General features: G+C 62.8%; 14 protein-coding genes. 1 reads left to right on the forward strand and 13 read right to left on the reverse strand.

Annotated elements, in window-relative coordinates; all coding sequences use genetic code 11:
* Nucleotides 1-4: 4 nt before the first annotated feature.
* The 9 genes from IGS74_RS03065 to IGS74_RS03105 all read right to left on the reverse strand — a co-directional run bounded on the left by IGS74_RS03065 (nt 5) and on the right by IGS74_RS03105 (nt 11,349).
* The gene (locus IGS74_RS03065) at nt 5-1,720 is read right to left on the reverse strand and encodes a GMC family oxidoreductase N-terminal domain-containing protein (RefSeq protein WP_192389253.1); all 1,716 of its coding nucleotides are present in this window, start codon (nt 1,718-1,720) and stop codon (nt 5-7) included.
* Between the two features lie 83 nt (nt 1,721-1,803).
* The gene (locus tag IGS74_RS03070; protein ID WP_192389254.1) at nt 1,804-2,190 is read right to left on the reverse strand and encodes a RidA family protein; all 387 of its coding nucleotides are present in this window, start codon (nt 2,188-2,190) and stop codon (nt 1,804-1,806) included.
* 53 nt (nt 2,191-2,243) lie between these two features.
* A complete protein-coding gene (locus IGS74_RS03075) occupies nt 2,244-3,773 on the reverse strand; it encodes an aldehyde dehydrogenase family protein (protein ID WP_192389255.1) in 1,530 nt (509 codons plus the stop codon).
* On the reverse strand, nt 3,770-4,546 hold the full coding sequence (locus tag IGS74_RS03080) for a creatininase family protein (protein WP_192389256.1): 777 nt from the start codon (nt 4,544-4,546) through the stop codon (nt 3,770-3,772). The genes IGS74_RS03075 and IGS74_RS03080 overlap by 4 nt, the downstream gene beginning before the upstream one ends.
* Nucleotides 4,543-5,517: an ABC transporter permease gene (locus IGS74_RS03085; RefSeq protein ID WP_192389257.1), complete on the reverse strand. Its 975-nt coding sequence runs from the start codon at nt 5,515-5,517 to the stop codon at nt 4,543-4,545. Before IGS74_RS03085 ends, IGS74_RS03080 begins: the two co-directional genes overlap by 4 nt.
* A gap of 6 nt (nt 5,518-5,523) precedes the next feature.
* Nucleotides 5,524-8,076, reverse strand: coding sequence for an ATP-binding cassette domain-containing protein (locus IGS74_RS03090; RefSeq protein ID WP_192389259.1), 2,553 nt, complete (start codon nt 8,074-8,076; stop codon nt 5,524-5,526).
* A gap of 110 nt (nt 8,077-8,186) precedes the next feature.
* A complete protein-coding gene (locus IGS74_RS03095; RefSeq protein WP_192389261.1) occupies nt 8,187-9,206 on the reverse strand; it encodes a sugar ABC transporter substrate-binding protein in 1,020 nt (339 codons plus the stop codon).
* Nucleotides 9,207-9,328: 122 nt separating this feature from the next.
* Nucleotides 9,329-10,267 (reverse strand): threonine/serine dehydratase, encoded by a 939-nt coding sequence (locus IGS74_RS03100; RefSeq protein WP_192389263.1) that lies wholly within the window; start codon nt 10,265-10,267, stop codon nt 9,329-9,331.
* A complete protein-coding gene (locus tag IGS74_RS03105; protein ID WP_246722862.1) occupies nt 10,264-11,349 on the reverse strand; it encodes a succinylglutamate desuccinylase/aspartoacylase family protein in 1,086 nt (361 codons plus the stop codon). The genes IGS74_RS03100 and IGS74_RS03105 overlap by 4 nt, the downstream gene beginning before the upstream one ends.
* Before the next feature lie 134 nt (nt 11,350-11,483).
* Here IGS74_RS03105 and IGS74_RS03110 point away from each other — a divergent pair, with 134 nt between their 5' ends.
* A complete protein-coding gene (locus IGS74_RS03110) occupies nt 11,484-12,269 on the forward strand; it encodes an IclR family transcriptional regulator (RefSeq protein WP_192389264.1) in 786 nt (261 codons plus the stop codon).
* A gap of 978 nt (nt 12,270-13,247) precedes the next feature.
* On the opposite strand, the gene IGS74_RS03115 is transcribed toward IGS74_RS03110, so the two are convergent.
* From IGS74_RS03115 to IGS74_RS03130, 4 genes are read right to left on the reverse strand one after another with little or no spacing between them, the layout of a single operon-like run.
* A complete protein-coding gene (locus IGS74_RS03115; RefSeq protein ID WP_192389265.1) occupies nt 13,248-13,556 on the reverse strand; it encodes a hypothetical protein in 309 nt (102 codons plus the stop codon).
* Complete coding sequence (locus tag IGS74_RS03120; RefSeq protein WP_192389266.1) at nt 13,553-15,580, reverse strand: ATP-binding protein; 2,028 nt, start codon at nt 15,578-15,580, stop codon at nt 13,553-13,555. Before IGS74_RS03120 ends, IGS74_RS03115 begins: the two co-directional genes overlap by 4 nt.
* Nucleotides 15,577-16,110 (reverse strand): hypothetical protein, encoded by a 534-nt coding sequence (locus tag IGS74_RS03125; protein WP_192389267.1) that lies wholly within the window; start codon nt 16,108-16,110, stop codon nt 15,577-15,579. The genes IGS74_RS03120 and IGS74_RS03125 overlap by 4 nt, the downstream gene beginning before the upstream one ends.
* Nucleotides 16,107-17,432, reverse strand: a complete 1,326-nt coding sequence (locus tag IGS74_RS03130) for a hypothetical protein (RefSeq protein WP_192389268.1) — start codon at nt 17,430-17,432, stop codon at nt 16,107-16,109. Before IGS74_RS03130 ends, IGS74_RS03125 begins: the two co-directional genes overlap by 4 nt.
* Between the last annotated feature and the right edge of the window lie 223 nt (nt 17,433-17,655).

A 17,655-nucleotide genomic window follows, 5' to 3' on the forward strand; every position in this document is an offset into this window, starting at 1 on the left:
CCGCTCAAGCCCGCCGAAGCCCGTCGGCGATCTTCTCGGCGATCATGATCGTCGGCAGGTTGGTATTGGCGCAGGGAATGGTGGGCATCAGAGATGCGTCGCAAATGTACAGCCCGGTGAGTCCGCGGACCTCTCCGCCAGGATCGGTGACGGCCAAACGGTCTCCGGTACCTCCCATACGGCATGTGCCGGAAGGATGCCAGACACCGCCGACCGTCTCGGCGATGTAATTCTCCAGGGCTTCACGGTCGCCGGCGAGGCGCCGTGGATCATCGAAGTTCGAGAGCATCAGCGGAAACGCCTTGTCGCGCAGCCTGCTGCCTATGCCATCCAGCCCTATGGCAGCCGCACCCGTGATCAGCGCACCGAAGCGGGTGCGCCGGGAAAAGCGCTTGCCCATTTCCGACATGCCGCCCGCGTGGATACTATCCACGACCGCAGCGAGGCCCGGGTCGGTCGCCAGTCCCACGGCCCTCTCGAATGCGTCGGCGAGACGCACGAGATCGCGCCGATCCGACAGCATCCGAAAATCTATCCTTGGCGGGCCGTCCGGCGCGGCCGGATCGAGAAGCAGTTGCCCGCGCGAATAGGACTTGTTCACCCAGAAGAACAGCGATCCGAGCTGCCCGCCGATCGGATGCCAGGCCGCGCGGGTTACGAAATTCATGTGCATGTCGCCCGCGGGGCATCCCTCGACGCCGGACGAGAACCGGTAGCCGATCGGGATGTGATAATCGAGCGGCCCGCGCTGCCGGGCCGCCGGCTTCAGCCACGGCACCAGTCCCGACGACGGGTGCTCCATCAGATTCTGCCCCACTCCCGGCAGATCTTTCTGCACCGTGATGCCGCAATCCGCCAGATGGCTGGCGGGGCCGACGCCGGAGCGCATCAGAAGGGCCGGCGTCGCCAATGCGCCGGCAGACAGGACGATATTGGCCGCCTCCAGCCTCTCCCATCCGTCCTGCCGCCGTATTTCGACGCCGGTGGCACGGCCATCGGCGATCAGGACACGTGACACGGTCGTGTCGGTCCGGATTTCCAGGTTGCGTCGCCGTCGAACCTCCGGGGTCAGATAGGCCCAGGCCGTACTGACGCGGCGCGCCTTCTCGTCCATGTTGACCGCCATCTCGAAGATGCCGTCTTCCCAGTCGCCGTTCTGGTCCGGCAGAAAGGGGATGCCCCGTTGCGCGCAGATGGCCAGCATGGCGCGCGTGAATGGCGTCCACAGCACGTCCCCCCGTCGGCGGATGGGGAATGGGCCGTCCCGACCGTGTAAGGCGCCATCGAAATCGAGATCGCGTTCCAGCTTACGGAAATATGGCAGGCAGCTGTCCCACGACCATCCGGTCACGCCCATCCGCTCCCACTCGTCGTAATCGTCGGGCGAGCCGCGATTGGCTCCGATGCCGTTGATGGCCGAGCCGCCGCCGAGAAGGCGGGCCTGTTCGTAGCGTGTCGCCTTGCCGTCAGGCCGGTTGGACCCCGAATAGGGCAGCCGGGCGCTCAGCCCCGGCCAGGTATAGCGCGGGTTGGAGTAGGCAATGCCTGGATAGGGGCTGGCAAGCTCGGGATAGTCTTCCGGGCGCGCGGCATCGAAACCCGCTTCCAGAAGCAAGACCCGCAAGGCAGGGTCTTCGGATAGACGCGCGGCCAGGACACAGCCGGCCGAACCGCCGCCGACGATGAGGTAATCCACATTGGGGGAGCTGGAAGCGCTCATGGCACGCACCTGAAGGACATGGAGGGAGACGCGGGGCAGGAACCCCGGCCGCCCGGCCGGGGCCATTCGACGTCAAGCGTCGGTCAGGGGGCCTTGTAGGCGATGCAGTCGACCTCGACCTTGCAGTCCACCACCATGCGCGATTCCACGCAGCAACGGGCCGGCGGATTGTCGGCGAAGTAACCTTCGAACACCCGGTTGAAGCTCCAGAAATCGCGAGGATCGTCGAGCCATACGCCGACGCGGACGACATCGGAAACGTCGTAGCCGGCGTCGCGGACGATGGCGAGCATGTTGTCGATCGCGATCCTGGCCTGCTCGACGATGCCGTTACCGACGATTTCTCCATCACGCATCGGCGTCTGACCCGAAACATGCAACCAGCCGCCGGCCTCGACCGCTTTCGCGAAGGGCAGGGTACGCCCGCCCGATCCGCGACCTTCGCCGATACCGTGCCTGATGATGGTCATGTCGTATTTCCTTTCATGGTGGCAGCGTGAGATGCGGCCAGAGATCCGGCTGCTCAGCGAGCAGCTAGGGTGATGGTCATTGTCTTGAGGTCGCACATCTCCATCAGCGTATGGCGACCACCGGTTCGGCCAAGCCCGCTATTGGTGCCGGCGGCGCCGCCTGCCGGAATGTGCGGCTCCCAGTAGCAGCTCTTTTCATTGACGTTCACGATTCCGACGCGCAGCCGTTCGGTGTAGAAGAAAGCGTTGTCGATCGATTGGGTGAATACGGCCGCGCTGAGGCCGTAGGGGCTCGATGCGGCGAGGTCCAGCGCTTCGGCGTCCGTGTCGAAAGACAAGACGGGCGCAACCGGTCCGAACGTTTCTTCCCGATTGAGAAGGCTGTCGCGGGTAAGGCCAGTGACGATTGTCGGCTCTATGTAGAGGTTCGTCGCCATACCGGGTGCGATACCACCACCCCGGACGATCCGCGCCTCGCGGGCAATGGCGTCTTCCATGTGCTCCATCATCTTGTCGAGCGCCATGGCATTGTTGACCGGGCCCATCGTGGTCGCGGGGTCGAATGGGTCACCCATGCGGACCGTCTCGGCGACGCGGAGGAGTCCCTCGACGAAGCGGTCATGGACCGAGCTATGCACCAGGATGCGCTCCGTTGCGGTGCAGATCTGGCCGGCATTGGCAAAGCAGCCGGCCCCTACCAGCGCTGCGGCCCGGTCCACGTCGGCATCGGCGAGGACGATCGTGGGACCGTTGCCGCCCATCTCGAGCAGCAGGGGCTTTCCTGCGCCACGTCGGGCAATGATCGCTCCCGTTGCGGAACTGCCCGTAAAGCCGATGGCGTGGGTGCCGGGGTGGACCACCGCCTCGTCGCCCACCTCGGCGCCATCGCCGAGTACAAGGTTGATGACGCCGTCTGGCAAGCCGGCCTCGATAAGGCACTCCATGAGGGCCACGGCAATCAGGGATGTCGTCGGCGCAGGAACCCAGACCACGGCGTTGCCTGTGGCGACGGCGGGGCCGAGATAATAGAGGCAAGGCAGCGCCAGCGGGAAATTCCACGGCGTGATGATTGCAAGCACGCCCTTGGGTTGCAGAAAGCTGAAGGCGCGTTTGCCGGCATCTGCAACCGGAAATACCGCCGTTTCCAGCCATTTCATCTGCTCGGCTGCATTGCGGAAACCGAGGGCCGCCCCGGCGACTTCCGCCTTGGCCTCGCTATGGAAGGGCTTGCCCTGCTCCAGGCATACAAGACGGGCGAGATCGTCGCACCGCGCCTCGATAGCATCGGCAATACGCATGCACAGTTCTGCCCGCTGGAACACACCCATGCCGGCAATGGTGTCCCGCGCTGCATGCGCGGCCGAGACGGCGTCCGCGACATCCGCGCGCGTCGACAAGGCGAGGTAGCCGAGTTCCTCGCCGGTCGATGGGCTGTCGATCCGCAGGAAGCGCCCGGACGAGCCGGGTCGCCATTCGGCGCCGATGCGGTTGACCCCGAGGCGCAGCCCCTCGGACGGTTGATCGACGATCGGCATGCCGCGCAAATGCGGCCCGTCACGAAAGGATTGGAAGTGAACCGTCATGGCTGGCTCCTCTGGCCGTAATGCGACTGGATTTTCAACAATGTGTCCCGGCTCCGCGTAACTGCTGCCTGGAACAGCTCCGCGCCCGCTGCGGGCGTAGCGTCCGACGGCGTACCAATGACGCCGTTCGACCGGATCGTCTCGAAGGGCCGCCAAACGGAGACAGCCGCTCCGGAAAACAAGTGCGGATCGGGCCAGGCCGGCGGCGTGCTTCCCGCCGGAATCCGGTCTGCACGCACCGCATCCGGCATCACATGCATCATCAGGGCCGTCTCGAGTGCGCAAGCATGACCGGTGCCGCCCGCATGATCTGGCAGCACACGCGCGGCGACATCGACGATGAGGTCGAAATAGGAAAAGCCCGCAGAGACGACGCCCGAAGCGCCGAGTGTCGTGATGGCGACCTGGATGGCCGCCCGGTTTCCGCCATGGCCGTTGAGGATGACGGGCAGGTACCCGTCCTGCCATAGTCCAGAGCATAGCTCGGCCAGTACGGCGATGAACGTCGCCGGGCTCAGGCTCATCGTTCCGGGAAATGCCCGATGATGCTGCGACGAACCATAGGGAAGGGATTCGCAGACGCGGATGCCGGCCTGTCCCTCGGCCGCACTGCGGGCGACCGCGCAGGCAAGCCAGATGTCCAGGCCCAGTGGCAGATGCGGCCCATGCTGCTCGACCGCGCCGGTGGGCAGAACGGCGATCGGCCGCTGGACGCCTGCGGTGGCTAGGATGCCGGCTTCCGGGGATGTCATGGCGGCGAAGAGGTTCTTCATCGGCTTGCCTCCATCAGACGCGCTTTGGCGTAGGTCATGCCCGTATCGGCAAGAAGGGCGGCTATGATGATGGCTCCTTTGTAGAGTTCGATGCTGGAAGGATCCGTCCCGAAGACCCGCAACGCCGTGGTAAGCAGGCTGACGATCAGCGCTCCGACGACGGTTCCCCATACCGTTCCCCTGCCGCCGAAAACGCTTGTGCCGCCAAGAACCGTGGCGGCGATGGCGTCGAGCAACAGCGAGGTGCCGCCGATATTGGGGGTCACGACCGGTACGCGCGCGATCATCACGACGGCGGCCAGAAAGACGAAAAACCCGGACGCTACATAGACGAGGACGGTGTGGCGCAGGATCGGAACGCCCGCCAGGCCCGCCGCCGCGGGGTCGGAGCCGAGCGCGTAGGTGCGCAGGCCGAACCGTGTAAAACGCATCAGGATCGCCGCTCCGGTAACGATCGCGGCAGTCAGGAAGATGATATTCGGGATGCCGAACGTGCGTTCGATTCCGATGAGGCGCAAGGTCGGGTCGCTCAGCATCAGGACCCCCTTGGATGCGACTGCCAGAGTTGCTCCCTGCAGGATCACCATCGCGGCAAGTGTCGTGACAAAGGGTGGAATATGGAAGACGGAGATCAGGATGCCGTTGGCTAGGCCTACGGCCAGCATGGCCGTCGCACCAGCGAGCATGGCCAGCGGCAGCCCCGCGCCGCCATCCACGAGGCTGGCGATCAGCACTGCACAGAAAGCGACGCCGACACCGGCTGCAAGGTCGATGCCTCCCGTCAAAAGTACGATGAGTGCCCCGAGCGCCAGAACCGCGATTGGCGTCGCCTGTGCCACGATGTTGATGAGGCTGGGTCCGGAGACGACGCGCGGGTCCACCACCGCAAAGATGGCGGTAAGCGCAACGAGCAGGATGAGGGGCGAAAAATCGAGAATCCGTCGTCGGCGGAGATTGCGTGTCGAGACCATGTCAGATCAGCCTTCTGCCGTGCGCAAATCGAAAATTGCCGGTCGGTCGGGCGTGGCGACGCCCTGCCGACGGTCGCCGAAGGCGAGGGTCATGACGTCTTCTTCGGTGGCGCCACGTGCAAGTTCTCCAACCGAGCGTCCCTCGCACATGACTACGATGCGGTCGGCGACCCCAAGCACCTCGGGCAACTCGGAGGACACCATGAGGATAGCCGCACCTTGCTGCTTCAGGCCGGCGATAAGGCGGTGCAGGTCCGACTTGGCGCCGACGTCGACGCCGCGCGTCGGCTCGTCGAGAAGAATGACGCGAGGCCGGGTGGCGAGCCATTTGCCGATCACCACTTTCTGCTGATTGCCGCCCGACAGTTCGACGGTGGGCTTGTCCGGCTGGGCGGGTCGAACGCCCAGCGAGGCCACCAGATCGTGCGTCAGTGCAGCGATGCGTCGTCCGGACAGGATGCCGAATCGGCTATTGACCCGTATCCACGCCAGCGAAAGATTATCGCGAACGGACATGGTTCCGACGAAGCCCTCGAGGTGCCGGTCTTCCGGGACATAGACGATGCCTGCCCCGTTGGCCGCCTTGAGGCTGCCGCCGGTTTGGCGCTTCCCGAAGATGTCGAGCGTGCCGCCTTTCGGCACGCCGAGCCCTGCGATAAGGCGCAAGACTTCTGAGCGCCCGCTACCCATCAGCCCGGCAAGGGCGACGATCTCGCCGCACCGTACGCTTAGCGAGGCGGACTTCAGCAGCCTGCCATCGGACAGTTCCGCGATTTCGATCGCCGTTTCGCCCAATGGCGCATCGAGATAGGGAAATATGTCCCCGACCTCCCGCCCGACCATCATGGCGACGATCTCCGCCTCGGAGGTCTCGGCAATCCGGCGCTCCCCGATGAACCGGCCGTCGCGCAGGACGACGACCCGGTCGCACTGGGTGAATATTTCTTCCATCTTGTGAGAGATGTAGAGAATACCGGTTCCGCGGGCGCGCAGCTTGGCTATGAGGGCATAGAGCTGGTCGCGTTCGCGGTTGGACAGGGCGCTTGTCGGCTCGTCCATCACCATGAACCAGGCGTCCGAAAGAACCGCGCGGGCGATTTCCACCATCTGCTGGCGGCCGATTGTCAGGCTGCGTACTTCCGCGTCGACATCGATGTCGAGGTCCAGCATGTCCATGGTCGCGCGCGCCTGCTGTTGCATGGTCCGCCGCGACAGAAAGCCGAGCGCGTTGCGGGGTTCGCGCCCGATGAACATGTTCTCGGCCACCGTCAGGTCCGGCGCGAGACTGAAATGCTGGTGGATGACGCTGATGCCTTTGGCGTCGTCCGGAGAGTCGAAATGGACTGGCTTTCCGTCCAACAGCAAGCACCCTTCATCCGGCTTGTGGAACCCGGCGATGCATTTGACGAGTGTGGACTTTCCGGCTCCGTTTTCGCCCGCCAGGGCGACCACTTCCCCGGCTGTGACAGTGAAGGAGACGCCGTCGAGAGCTCGAACGCCGGGAAAGGACTTGCCGAGTCCATCCAGGGCAATCGACCGTGAGGCCGCCTCGATGGCTGGCGCCGCCGTCCGTCTGGCAGCCTTGCGGCGCCTGCCTCCGGCGCCTCGCAGCAGCCGCGACAGGCTGTCCATCCGACTCGCCAGAACGGCGATTATGATGAGCGCGCCCGTCACGTAATAGATGATGATCTGCGGCACCTGGAGGAAGGACAGGCCGGTGTTGATGACTCCGAGCAGCAGGGCGCCGACGGCGGTGCCCCAGACCGAACCTTTACCACCCGAAAGCTTGGTGCCGCCTATGATGGCGGCGGTGATGGCTGTGAACTCCAGACCCGTGCCGGCCAGCGGCTGGGCCGAGCCAAGCCGACCGATGGTCAGAATGGCGCCAAGGCCGGCCGTCGCGCCGGCGACAAGGTAGACGGAGATGCGGACGCGCTCGACCGGCACAAGCGAGGCGCGGGCCGCCTCCATATTGCCGCCGACCGCGTAGATCCAGCGGCCGTAGACGGTCCGCTTCAGCACGAACCACCATGCGACAAGGAGCGTCGCCGCGATGAGCACGGAAACGGGAAGCGGCCCAAGCATGGCGCGGCCCGCATACAGGACCGCCGGGTCGTCGATGGGAACGCTCGATGCGCCGGAAAGGCTGAGTGACAGTCCACGGGCGAAGGCCATGGTTGCCAGCGTCGCGATGAAGGGCGAGATACCCGCAGCGCCGATGAGCATGCCGTTGAGAAGGCCTATCGCGGCGCCGGCTGCGATCGCTGCGATCATGGTAAGTGCGGCCGAGCCCGTCGCGGTATGGACGAGCCCTGCGGCGACGCCGGCGAAAGCCAGAGTGCTTCCAACCGAAATGTCGATGCCGCGTGAAATGATGACGGCCGTCATGGCATAGGCGACGATGGCGATAACGGCGCTCTGCTGCAGAATACTGATGAAATTGCCGGTCGACAGGAAGCGTGGGTCGATCCAGCCGAACACTGCTATAGCTAAGCCGAGCACGACCAGAAGTACCGGTTCGTTGTGCCCGAGCAGAGATTTGATCCGGTCTTGGAGCATGCGGCATCCTCCATCGAACGCATGGACTTGCCCCTGCCGGGGCACGTGCAGCGGCTTCATTCGAAATCGCAGGGGCCGGCGCCGTGCATGGGCGCCGGCCCTTGTGTCGGCTACTGCGACACTGTCATGGCCGAAGCGGGCAGCGTCGGTCCGAGCTGCTCCGTATAGTTCTGCGCTTCGGCTGCCTGACGCTCGGTATCGATGTAGTCGAACTCCATGCCCGCCGCCTTCAGCTTCTCCGCCGTCTCGTCCGACGTGACGAAATAGGTCGGCATGTAGAGGTCTTTCGGCAGGTCCTGATCGTCGGCTAGGCGCGCGGCGACGGCGATATTCCAATAGCCGACGCGATAGGCGCCGGTCAGAACGTCCATCACCATCTTGCCGCTGTCGATCAGTTCCTTCATCTCGGCATCGCCATCATACCCGCCGTAGATCAGCTCGGAGCCGAGCGCGTTGGCGACCGAGTCCGCCGCGAGGCAGAGGCTGTCTGAAATGCAGGCGATTGCGCTCAACTCCGGATAGGTGGTCAGCCAGGTTTGCGCCGCATTGGTCGCCTTCGCCGCATCCCAGTCGGTCGGCAGGATTCCGACGACCTCGATGTCGGGGAATTCTTTCTCCATCGTATCGACGAAGCCCTTCTCCCGGGTGTCGGAAACGAAGTTTCCACGCGATCCGACCAGCAGGGCGACCTGTCCCTGTCCACCCAGGCTCGTGCCGATGGCCCGGGCCACCATACCCATGTTCTCGTAATCGGGATAAAGCGTGGAATGGTTGTCGCCGGCCTCGACTTTGTTTCCCATCGTGATGACCGGGATGCCGGCGGCGGTGGCTTTCTGGATTACCGGGACGACGGCATTCTTGTCGAGCGGATCAATGAGGATGGCGCTGACGCCCTGATTGATGAAGTTCTCGATGATGGCGACCTGTTTTTCCAGGCTGCCTTCTGCACTCTGCCAGGTGGATCGCACGCCGTAGTCTGCGGCGGCAACGTCGCCGGCCTCCTTCATCCTGACGAAAAAGGAGTTTTGCAGGTCGATGGCTGCGAGGCCGAGGACCTTTTCCTGGGCGCTGGCGGGCATGGCCATCGTCAGGGCGGCGAAAAGAACGGATGTCTCGATTATTCTGCGCATGCGTAACCTCTTCTATCGTTCTTCGGTTCATCGAATGCGGGGTAGTCCGTGCGTTTTCCGCCTCTTTTTTCCTTTGATCCTCTGGTTCCGGGTCGGCGCCAGTGCCCGGCCGGTCGCGTCCTTCAGGCGGTGAGGCCGTCGATACCCGCGCCACAAACGAGGCCGGCAACGCTGGCGGAGGGCTCCGGCCGCACGGCGCCCGACATCAGCGCAGCCAGCGAGGCGGCGCCGCTGAGGTCGGCGGCGATGCCAAAATCCAGCCACAGAAGCTCTGCAGCGCGTTGCATGTCGTCATCCTCGATCAGGACGATTTCATCGACATGGCGACGGGCTGTCTCGTAGATGCTCTCCGAGGTGCAGCCGCAAGCCATGGTGGCGACGCGCGTCGTTACCCGAGGCAGGCGAACGACATGGCCGGCCGCGAAGGACGCATGGAGCGTGGGGGAGCCCACCGGCTCGACACCGACGATCCGCGCCTGCGGGCGGGCGGCACGAATAACCTGCGACATGCCGGTTATGAGGCCTCCACCTCCGATGGCCACGATATAGAGATCGGCATCCGGAACCTGTTCGAGCATCTCGACCGCGACAGTGCCCTGGCCGGCGACGATCGCATCGTCGGCGAACGGGTGCATGTAGTAGGCGCCCGCATCAAGTGCGAAGGCCGTGGCGGCTTCGTGCGCCTCGTCCCAGACCGCGCCGGCATGGCGTACGTCTGCCCCGAGTTTGCGAAGTTTCTGCGCCTTGATCGGACTGGCGTTCTCCGGCAGAAAGATGGTCGCCGGGATGCCTCGCGACGCGGCCATGTAGGCCGTGGCCATGCCGTGGTTTCCGCCCGAAGCCGCCACCAGCCCGGCGGCCATCCTTTCCGGATCGAGTGTCGCAACCCTGTTTGCGGCGCCACGGATCTTGAACGACCCGCTGACCTGCAGGCATTCGAGCTTCAGGTGAACCGGATTCGACAGGCCTGCGCGCGGGCAATGGTCGACGGGAATGACAGGTGTCCGCCGGACGAATGGGCGGATGCGCTCGGCTGCGGCAGCGATGTCTTCATTTCTCATTCTCCCGTCTCCAGCGCCGATGCCAGAGCTTCGGGATACTCGGTCGCCAGGACGAAGCAGCAGTTTCCCGGTCGAACGCGGCCCGGCTGCCGCTTGGCGAAGACGATGCCGTCGATGGGATGGGTCAGGATGACGGGTTCCCTTTGCGGGGTGCGCAGAAAATGGATACGGCCGGCAATTTCGCCCTTGCGTGCGGCCGACCCGAGCATGCTTATCGGCTCGAATACGCCGTCGTCTTCTGCCAAGATGTAGCCTTCGCTGCCCGGAACCTTGAGTACCCTGCGGTTGGCATTCGCCGGCACATCCAGCGGGCCGCTCAGGATGCCGGCATGTTTGAGGACGTTGCGAATACCGCGGCGACACACGTCCAGCGCCTCCGGCCCGACCAGGCCACCGCCGCCCATCTCGCTGCCGATCACAATCAGGCCTTGTAGGTTGGCAGCCGCGGTGGATGTGCGGGTTTCCCCCAAATTGTCGACCATCACGACCGTCGGCGCACCGAAGGCGAGCGTTGCGGCAATGTTGCGCTTGTGGCCTTGCGGCGTCGGGGAGGGTTCAATGATCGCGCTCGGCAAGATCATTAGCGACGATCCACCAGAGTGCAGGTCCAAGAAGTAGTCAGAGATTGGGAAGAGGCAGTCATGCACGTAGGCGGCGATCTGGCTGGTCAGTGTGCCGTTGAAATCTCCCGGAAAGCTACGGTTGAAATTGAGGCCGTCGACCGGCGAAGTTCGTGTCCCCGCTTCGACGGCACGCACGTTGATGGCCGGGATCGCGATGATCCGACCATTGATGGTCGCGGGGTCGATCTCGCGCAGAAGTTCCCCCAACGCGATCGGCCCCTCATATTCGTCGCCGTGGTTTCCCGCCTCGATCAGGATGGTCGGTCCTTCACCGTTACGTACCACCGCCAAGGGCACCTGGACTGTCCCCCAGGCGTCGTCGTGCGGCGACTGAGGCACGTGGAAGAAGCCAATCTGCTTGCCGTCCCGTGTGAGGTCGACGGTCGAGAAGACGCTATTGCGGCGCGGCTGGACAGGGCTGCGCTCGGAACGCACGCGCTTCACAAGTGCCATGTTCATTCGGATCACCCACTCGTCATCAAACCGACATGAAGGCACTCTCGCAGTTTCATATTTAATGTCAAGTTCTCATATGAAACCAATGGTACGGATATCCGAGTGCCGCTATTGTCTGCCCGAACGAGGGATTCTGCATGAGCGAAATGGCATCTGCGGCGGCGCGTCCATCCTATTCCGCCCCGGCATTGACGAAAGGGCTCGAGGTTCTCGAGCTGTTGGCCACGGCGGTCGGCGCTCTGACGATGAAGGAGATCGCCGACGGCCTCGGGCGGTCGAAGGGGGAAATTTTCCGGATGCTGGTCGCATTGCAGGAGCGCGGCTACATCGAGCGTGATCCGACGAGCGACGCCTACTCCTTAAGTGACAAGCTGTTTAGGCTGGGCCTGCATACCCCGGTAACGCACGACCTGATGAGCGCAGCGATGCCTGAGCTGGCCGCTGTAGCTTTGGAAACCCGCCAGTCGCCTCACCTGGTCGTGGTCCATCATGGACGGACGGTCGTCACCGCCGCGGTGCCTGGCGGGGAGGACATGTCCTTCACCCTCAATCTCGGCTACGGCCGGTTGGCGACCGACTCCACGTCGGGCCAGGTAATGCTGGCCTTTTCGCCGCCGACGCAATCGGAGAAGATCATCCGGGAGTGCGAGACCCAGTCGCGCGAACCGATCGAGCGGGATGCTCTAGAGCGGCAACTCGAGACGATCCGTAGCCGGGGCTACGAGTTGCGCGAAAGCCGGGATTTTGTCGGCATTACCGACATTTGCTGCCCCATAATCGGTCCAAACCATGCCGCGATTGCCGCGGTCATCATCTCATATGTCAATCGGCACAATCGCGAGAGCCGCCATGCCTTTACGGTTGAGGCTCTGACTCAGTCGTGCATGCGAATTTCCAGCAGACTCGGACTCCTAACAAAGTAAGTTGATACATTGGGCTCAGGCCAGTACGACGCCTCGTCGTATGCGGGAGAAGGGTTTGCATTGACACTTCGTAGACAAATACGATGGTGTGATACGATCACGATAGGGTATACCCCGAAGTTAGCTGGTAAACGACACACCGCCGCCGTCACATCTGGTTCGCATTCGTCAAATGTGACACGAGCAGCCACCCATCTAAAGGCTGAGGTTACAAAGAGTGCCGGTGCTGACTTGGGTCGGCCGCTATGACTGCTATGCGCCCTCATCTCCGACATTCAATCCCCACGCCAATTCACCTCAAAGCCGCCGTTTAGTCACCGGCGCATTTGTCAAGCGAGCGGCTGCATTGAAACGTTCCTGCGGTCGACGTCGCGACTGGTAACGTCTGATTGCACCGGCACCGGCCATTAGTGAAACCGCATAAGCCCTGCTTCCCAGGCTTGTGGTCATTTGCGCGACCCGGATCCGTCCGACGATGCCATGCAGCAGCCTTTGGTCCAGCAATCCGATGGTCCGGTGGGTCCGCCGATGGGGACGGTCCGGACTTGGGCCACGAACAGGCGAAGCAGACTTTACCACCGAGTGGGTTGAGCTGCTCTTCCTGAACGCTGTGAAGAGATCGCCCTCCGCGGCGGGATCGTACTCCTAAATCTGCACCAACAATCCCATCACGAAGTTCAAAAGTTCAAAAGTTCAAAAGTTCAAAAGTTCAAAAGTTCAAAAGTTCAAAAGTTCAGAAGTTCAGCTATTCTGTTCGCGAAACCTCACCATGTATATATACATCGACGAGCAGCGATCGCCGCCGTTAATCGATCTCGACAAAGTAGCTGAGGCGATAGTTCCCGACATGCGCCGGATCCACCTGTCCGTCGGCCGATCACACGCCCTCGTAAGGCTCGCGTGTCAAGGCTATCAGCCTCACCCGATCATTGTGCTTCTCGGCCGCTGGATGCGAGCGTCGTTTTATCTCGATGGCTATTAGGTTGTTAGGATCGGCAACCCTGCCGCGACTGTGAAGTATGAGGTCGCAGGTGATTGTAACCGTCTCGAAGTTTCCCCGGCGATCGTCTTCAAGCGACCGTCATTGGCGCGGTTGTAATCCACGTCCGCCCGGTATTGCTGGAAACCGGCGTCATGAGCCAGCCTTTCCATCGGCATCGACAACCGGTGGCATAGCCTGCGCTCGGACACGCCGTTGAGAATATTCTCCAGGTCATCCTCGCGAAATACCCTCAGCGAGCGATCGAATAGGCGACGCAGGCGCGGTAACATCTCAACGTTGGTCATGCGCTCAGTGGTTCGTCCGGTAGAACCAGTGAGCGCCGGCTCAACGTGGCGATTGTCTGTTCATGCACCACGGAAAGCGCACCTGATGCATCGGTTCCGAGACTGATCCGCTTCCCTGGAGATGCCACCGATGACGGCAGCCGTCGGCACATGAGATCCGCAAGGGCACGATCCTCGACCGCGCAGACGATCTGTCGCCCGGAACTGCAAAGCTGCGCGAGTACCTCCGCCAGATGGACCGTTCTGAAATCGTCAACGTGCTGGACCGGGTCGTCGAGCAGGATACTCTTCCACCGGCTCCAAGCGATCGATAAATTGACCGAGAGGAGGAAAGCGAGGCCGGTTGCACGGCGCTGGCCGCTCGAAAACACGAATTGCGGATTGACGTCTCCATCGACCTTGAGCGTCAGAAACCGGTTCACGTCGCCGCGCACTCGGTACTCGATGTCGCCCCAATGCGGATGCGGCCTCAACCGCCGGTAAAGTTCGGACATCAGCGGGATCACGCGGTCCAGCCGCTGCTGAAGTGTCTCGGCCGACGCTCGCCGCGCGGCATCGTAGAGCGCTTTAGCACGTGTCTCCCCGAGACGCGCACGCCCGAGGCGGAGCTCCGTCTGTCGTACCCGTTCGGCTGCTGTAGCCTGGTCGGATGTGGCGCGCGAGATGACTCGGTCGAACGAAAGTGTGTCGAGCATCCGCATGTCGGCGGCGATGGCCCGCTGATCGCGTTCCAAACCGTGAAGGCGCAACTCTATGTCGATCCGGCTTGCGCCAGCAAGGTGGCTTTCGGCCAGCAGTCGCTCGAAACCGCTAACAATGCCGGTGAGCCGCTCGCTTTCCGCATTGGCGGCTAGAGCCTCGCGTTCAGCAATCTGTAGCGCTATCAGCGCGGTGTCGCGCTCGCGCTCCTTGCGCGCCTGCTCGACCGCCTGCGCGTCCAAAGTCTTGGCGATCGAGATCGCCTGGTCAAGACCGCGATGGAAGGCCTCATGGCTGACGTCGCTTGCACAGAGCGGACAATGTCCATCACGCAGCCCCAACGTCCTACCGATCTCGACGAGGTTTTCAAGCTGCCGCGCCTGCGCCGAGAGCGCGGTCGCGACGGTTGCAGCGCCGAGCGCCGCGACGCTCTCCTCAAAACTGATCTGCGCAAGTGCCTCGCTGACGGAAGCATCGGACGCCCGTTCTTGGCTTGGTGGCAACGCCGTGCGCGCGGTCTCGTAACCGGCAAAGCCATCTATCAACGGGTGGAGCTTTTCGATCGACGATCCAATTTTGGCGAGGCGATGTCGCGCGAGCTCGGAAAGCGCCGCACCGATTGCCGTCGTATCGAGGGCACGCCGGAGCCGGTCGCTTGCCTGCCCTACTAGATCCGCCGCCGGCAGAGATGCTTGTGCCTCGTCAAACTGCCTGACTGCAGCCGCCTGTGCGCTTGTCGCAGCCTCGGCGTCGGCCTGAGCGGTTTTGAGTTTGGCGGCGGCCGCGGAGTGGATCGCCTGCGCGCGCTTGATCCAGTCGTCGGCATCGACTGCGCCGATGGCATCGCGCAACAGCCTGAAGCGCTCGCCTTCCTTCAGATCGAGGCTGAGACGGGCGATATGCTCGTCGCGGATGATCGTGGAATTGCAAAGCTGGGCGATGGCTTCGCGTGGCGCCACGTTAGGCAGATACAGCTTTTCGGCGCGCGAGCGTACATCGAAGTTCGTCGGATCGAGTGGTGTTCGCCGGATTTCGAACGATGCCGATTCTTCAGCGAACCCTACTTCGACGAAATGATCGGAAAGGTCGTCTTCCGGCCCATCGGGGCCGGTCCACCAGATATAGTCGGTGACGGACTCACCGTCCGCCTTGGCATCGAGATATTTGCTGATCGTGCCGGTCAGCGCGAACTCGACGGCGTCGAAGATCGTGGATTTGCCAACGCCGTTGCGCCCATCGATGATTGTGAAGCTCTCGGCAAAATCGATCCGGACCGGCTTCCGATACCCGCGAAAGCCATGCAGATAAACGTATCTCAGCCTCATTGGCTAGCCTCGAGCAGCTGCAGGATGGTCGCGTCGGGCGCCCCGCCCACGAAAGCGTCGATAAGTTCAGACGGGAGTTCCGAAGTCCTCAGGCGGATCTCGCCCGACATGTCGACCGCATCCAGTCTCGGCGCGTGCTGCATGTTGAGAAGCGGTAACAACGCAGCGCGCATATCGTCCTCCGACGAGACGCCGGCCCGCGCAATCTTGCGGGTGCCCATCAGATCTTCTTCGATGGCCCCAAGACTTATCGTCGAGGCGTAGTTCGATATGCCGTCGGTCAGCAGAATTACATAAGCGTTCCAAGCCTTCGTCTCAGCGCGGCGAAGCCCGAACTGGGAAGCTTTCAAAACGCGCTTACTGTCCTGATGCCAGCGCTCGATCAGGGCGCCAGCGTCATCGAAAGCCAGCACGAAGCCCAGGATGGTGTCGCCTTCGAACGCGAGATACTGGATATCGTCATCGGTCAGCACAGCGACCGAATAACCCGCATCGTCGAGTTGCCTGGCGGCGAGGTGCAATATGCTCATAACCCCAATTCCCCGACGGCATCGGCGCGTGAGCGCCACTTGGTGGAGGATCCCCGCACGATCGAGCCAGTAGCCACGCCTCTTGCGATGCTTGGAGGTAAAGGTAGCGCCTCGGCTCCGACGGCGATCACATATTCGGGAGCAAGCACAGGCGCGGTCTCGCGGGAATATTCGGCTTCTACCTCGTGCAGCGGGCGGTTGATCGTACGCAGGACCCGAACGCGCGCGCCACCTAGGTTCCAGCAGATGTCCTCAGAAGTCGCGCCCTTCGCCTGCAGCTGGAGAAGTGTCATGCCGAGTAGCGGTTCGCTTGCCGGCTGATGGCTTTTCGCCGGCTCATTGGGACCGGCGCCTTCGAGATCGCGCCGTATATGCCACAGCGTCTTCGCATCGACGCTCGGCGGCTCAAGCCAAGCTGGGTCTGGCGCCAGACCCGTCTGACGTTGGTAGGATGCCGAGCCGGAGTGGAGGATCGCGCGGAGCATTGCGCGCGAGAAGTCAACCCGCAGCTTGTCGAGGAAGTCAGAGCCCGATACCGGGACGTGGAAGAAGCCGGACGTTGCCCGGGACCCAAGGGCGTACAGCGCCTTGGCCTTCACCGGAAAAGTAGCGGTGTCACAGGGGTCGACGACGATAATGCGGCTAGGACTGACCGCGGCCAAAGCTTCTTCAAGCACGGCATTAAGATAATCCCAATCGGTCCAGTAGCCGACGATTACTAGATCGCGGTTCAGCAATCGTTGAGTCAGCCAGATTGCGCCTTCAGCCAAGCGCGTCTTGATTGGTTCGGCGGCCACCTGACCCGCGGCCCAGACCGTTCCCGACGGATCACTCCAGCAACCGTGGATCTTGAGCAGTGGTGATTTGGTGGCAGGCAACGCGGCGACCCTGTTGCGATCGACACCCGCTCCGACATGCCCGAACAGCAGGTTTCCCGCAGATTCGATGAGCATGTCGACGTTCGTCGATACTGCAGTACCGATCGCGCCGGTCAGCAGGAGGTCTGCTATGGCAAAATGCCCGCCGTTGGGTTCGACAGCGAATGCATCATGATCGATGTAGGTACGCAAATACACGTCGGCTAGCTCGCCGTTCTGGAAGAACAGCTCCGCCTGATCATCGATCTTATCCGGCAACGGTGGACGGGACGTGCCGAACTTCGCCGCCCATGATCGCTGAGCCTTCAGAGCCAGCGCCGCGGCGCTGGGTACCTGGCTGGGTTTGGCCATTGACAGACCGGCGCCGCACAACAATGCCAACCGATCAGCAAACAGGGCATCAATAGCCTTGTCGACGCCAGTCCGAAGATCAATCACATCCATGGCGTTATACGGTGCTCTCCCGGTTCGATGTAAAGACAAGCACGATGCCGTCAAACGGCGGCTATGTCCACGGCATCTCGCCGTACGGCCTGGCGTGGCCGGCCTCGACTCATCTTCTCTAATTGCGACACTCATGCGGCCAGAAGCAAATGTCGTAACTGGTTCGTTTGCGTATCGGCGGCTCTCTCGACCGATGTTCCGAAAAGCGGATAGTCCGCTTCTG

The organism is Aureimonas sp. OT7 (assembly GCF_014844055.1).
In the GTDB taxonomy this organism is placed as follows: Bacteria; Pseudomonadota; Alphaproteobacteria; order Rhizobiales; family Rhizobiaceae; genus Aureimonas; species Aureimonas altamirensis_A.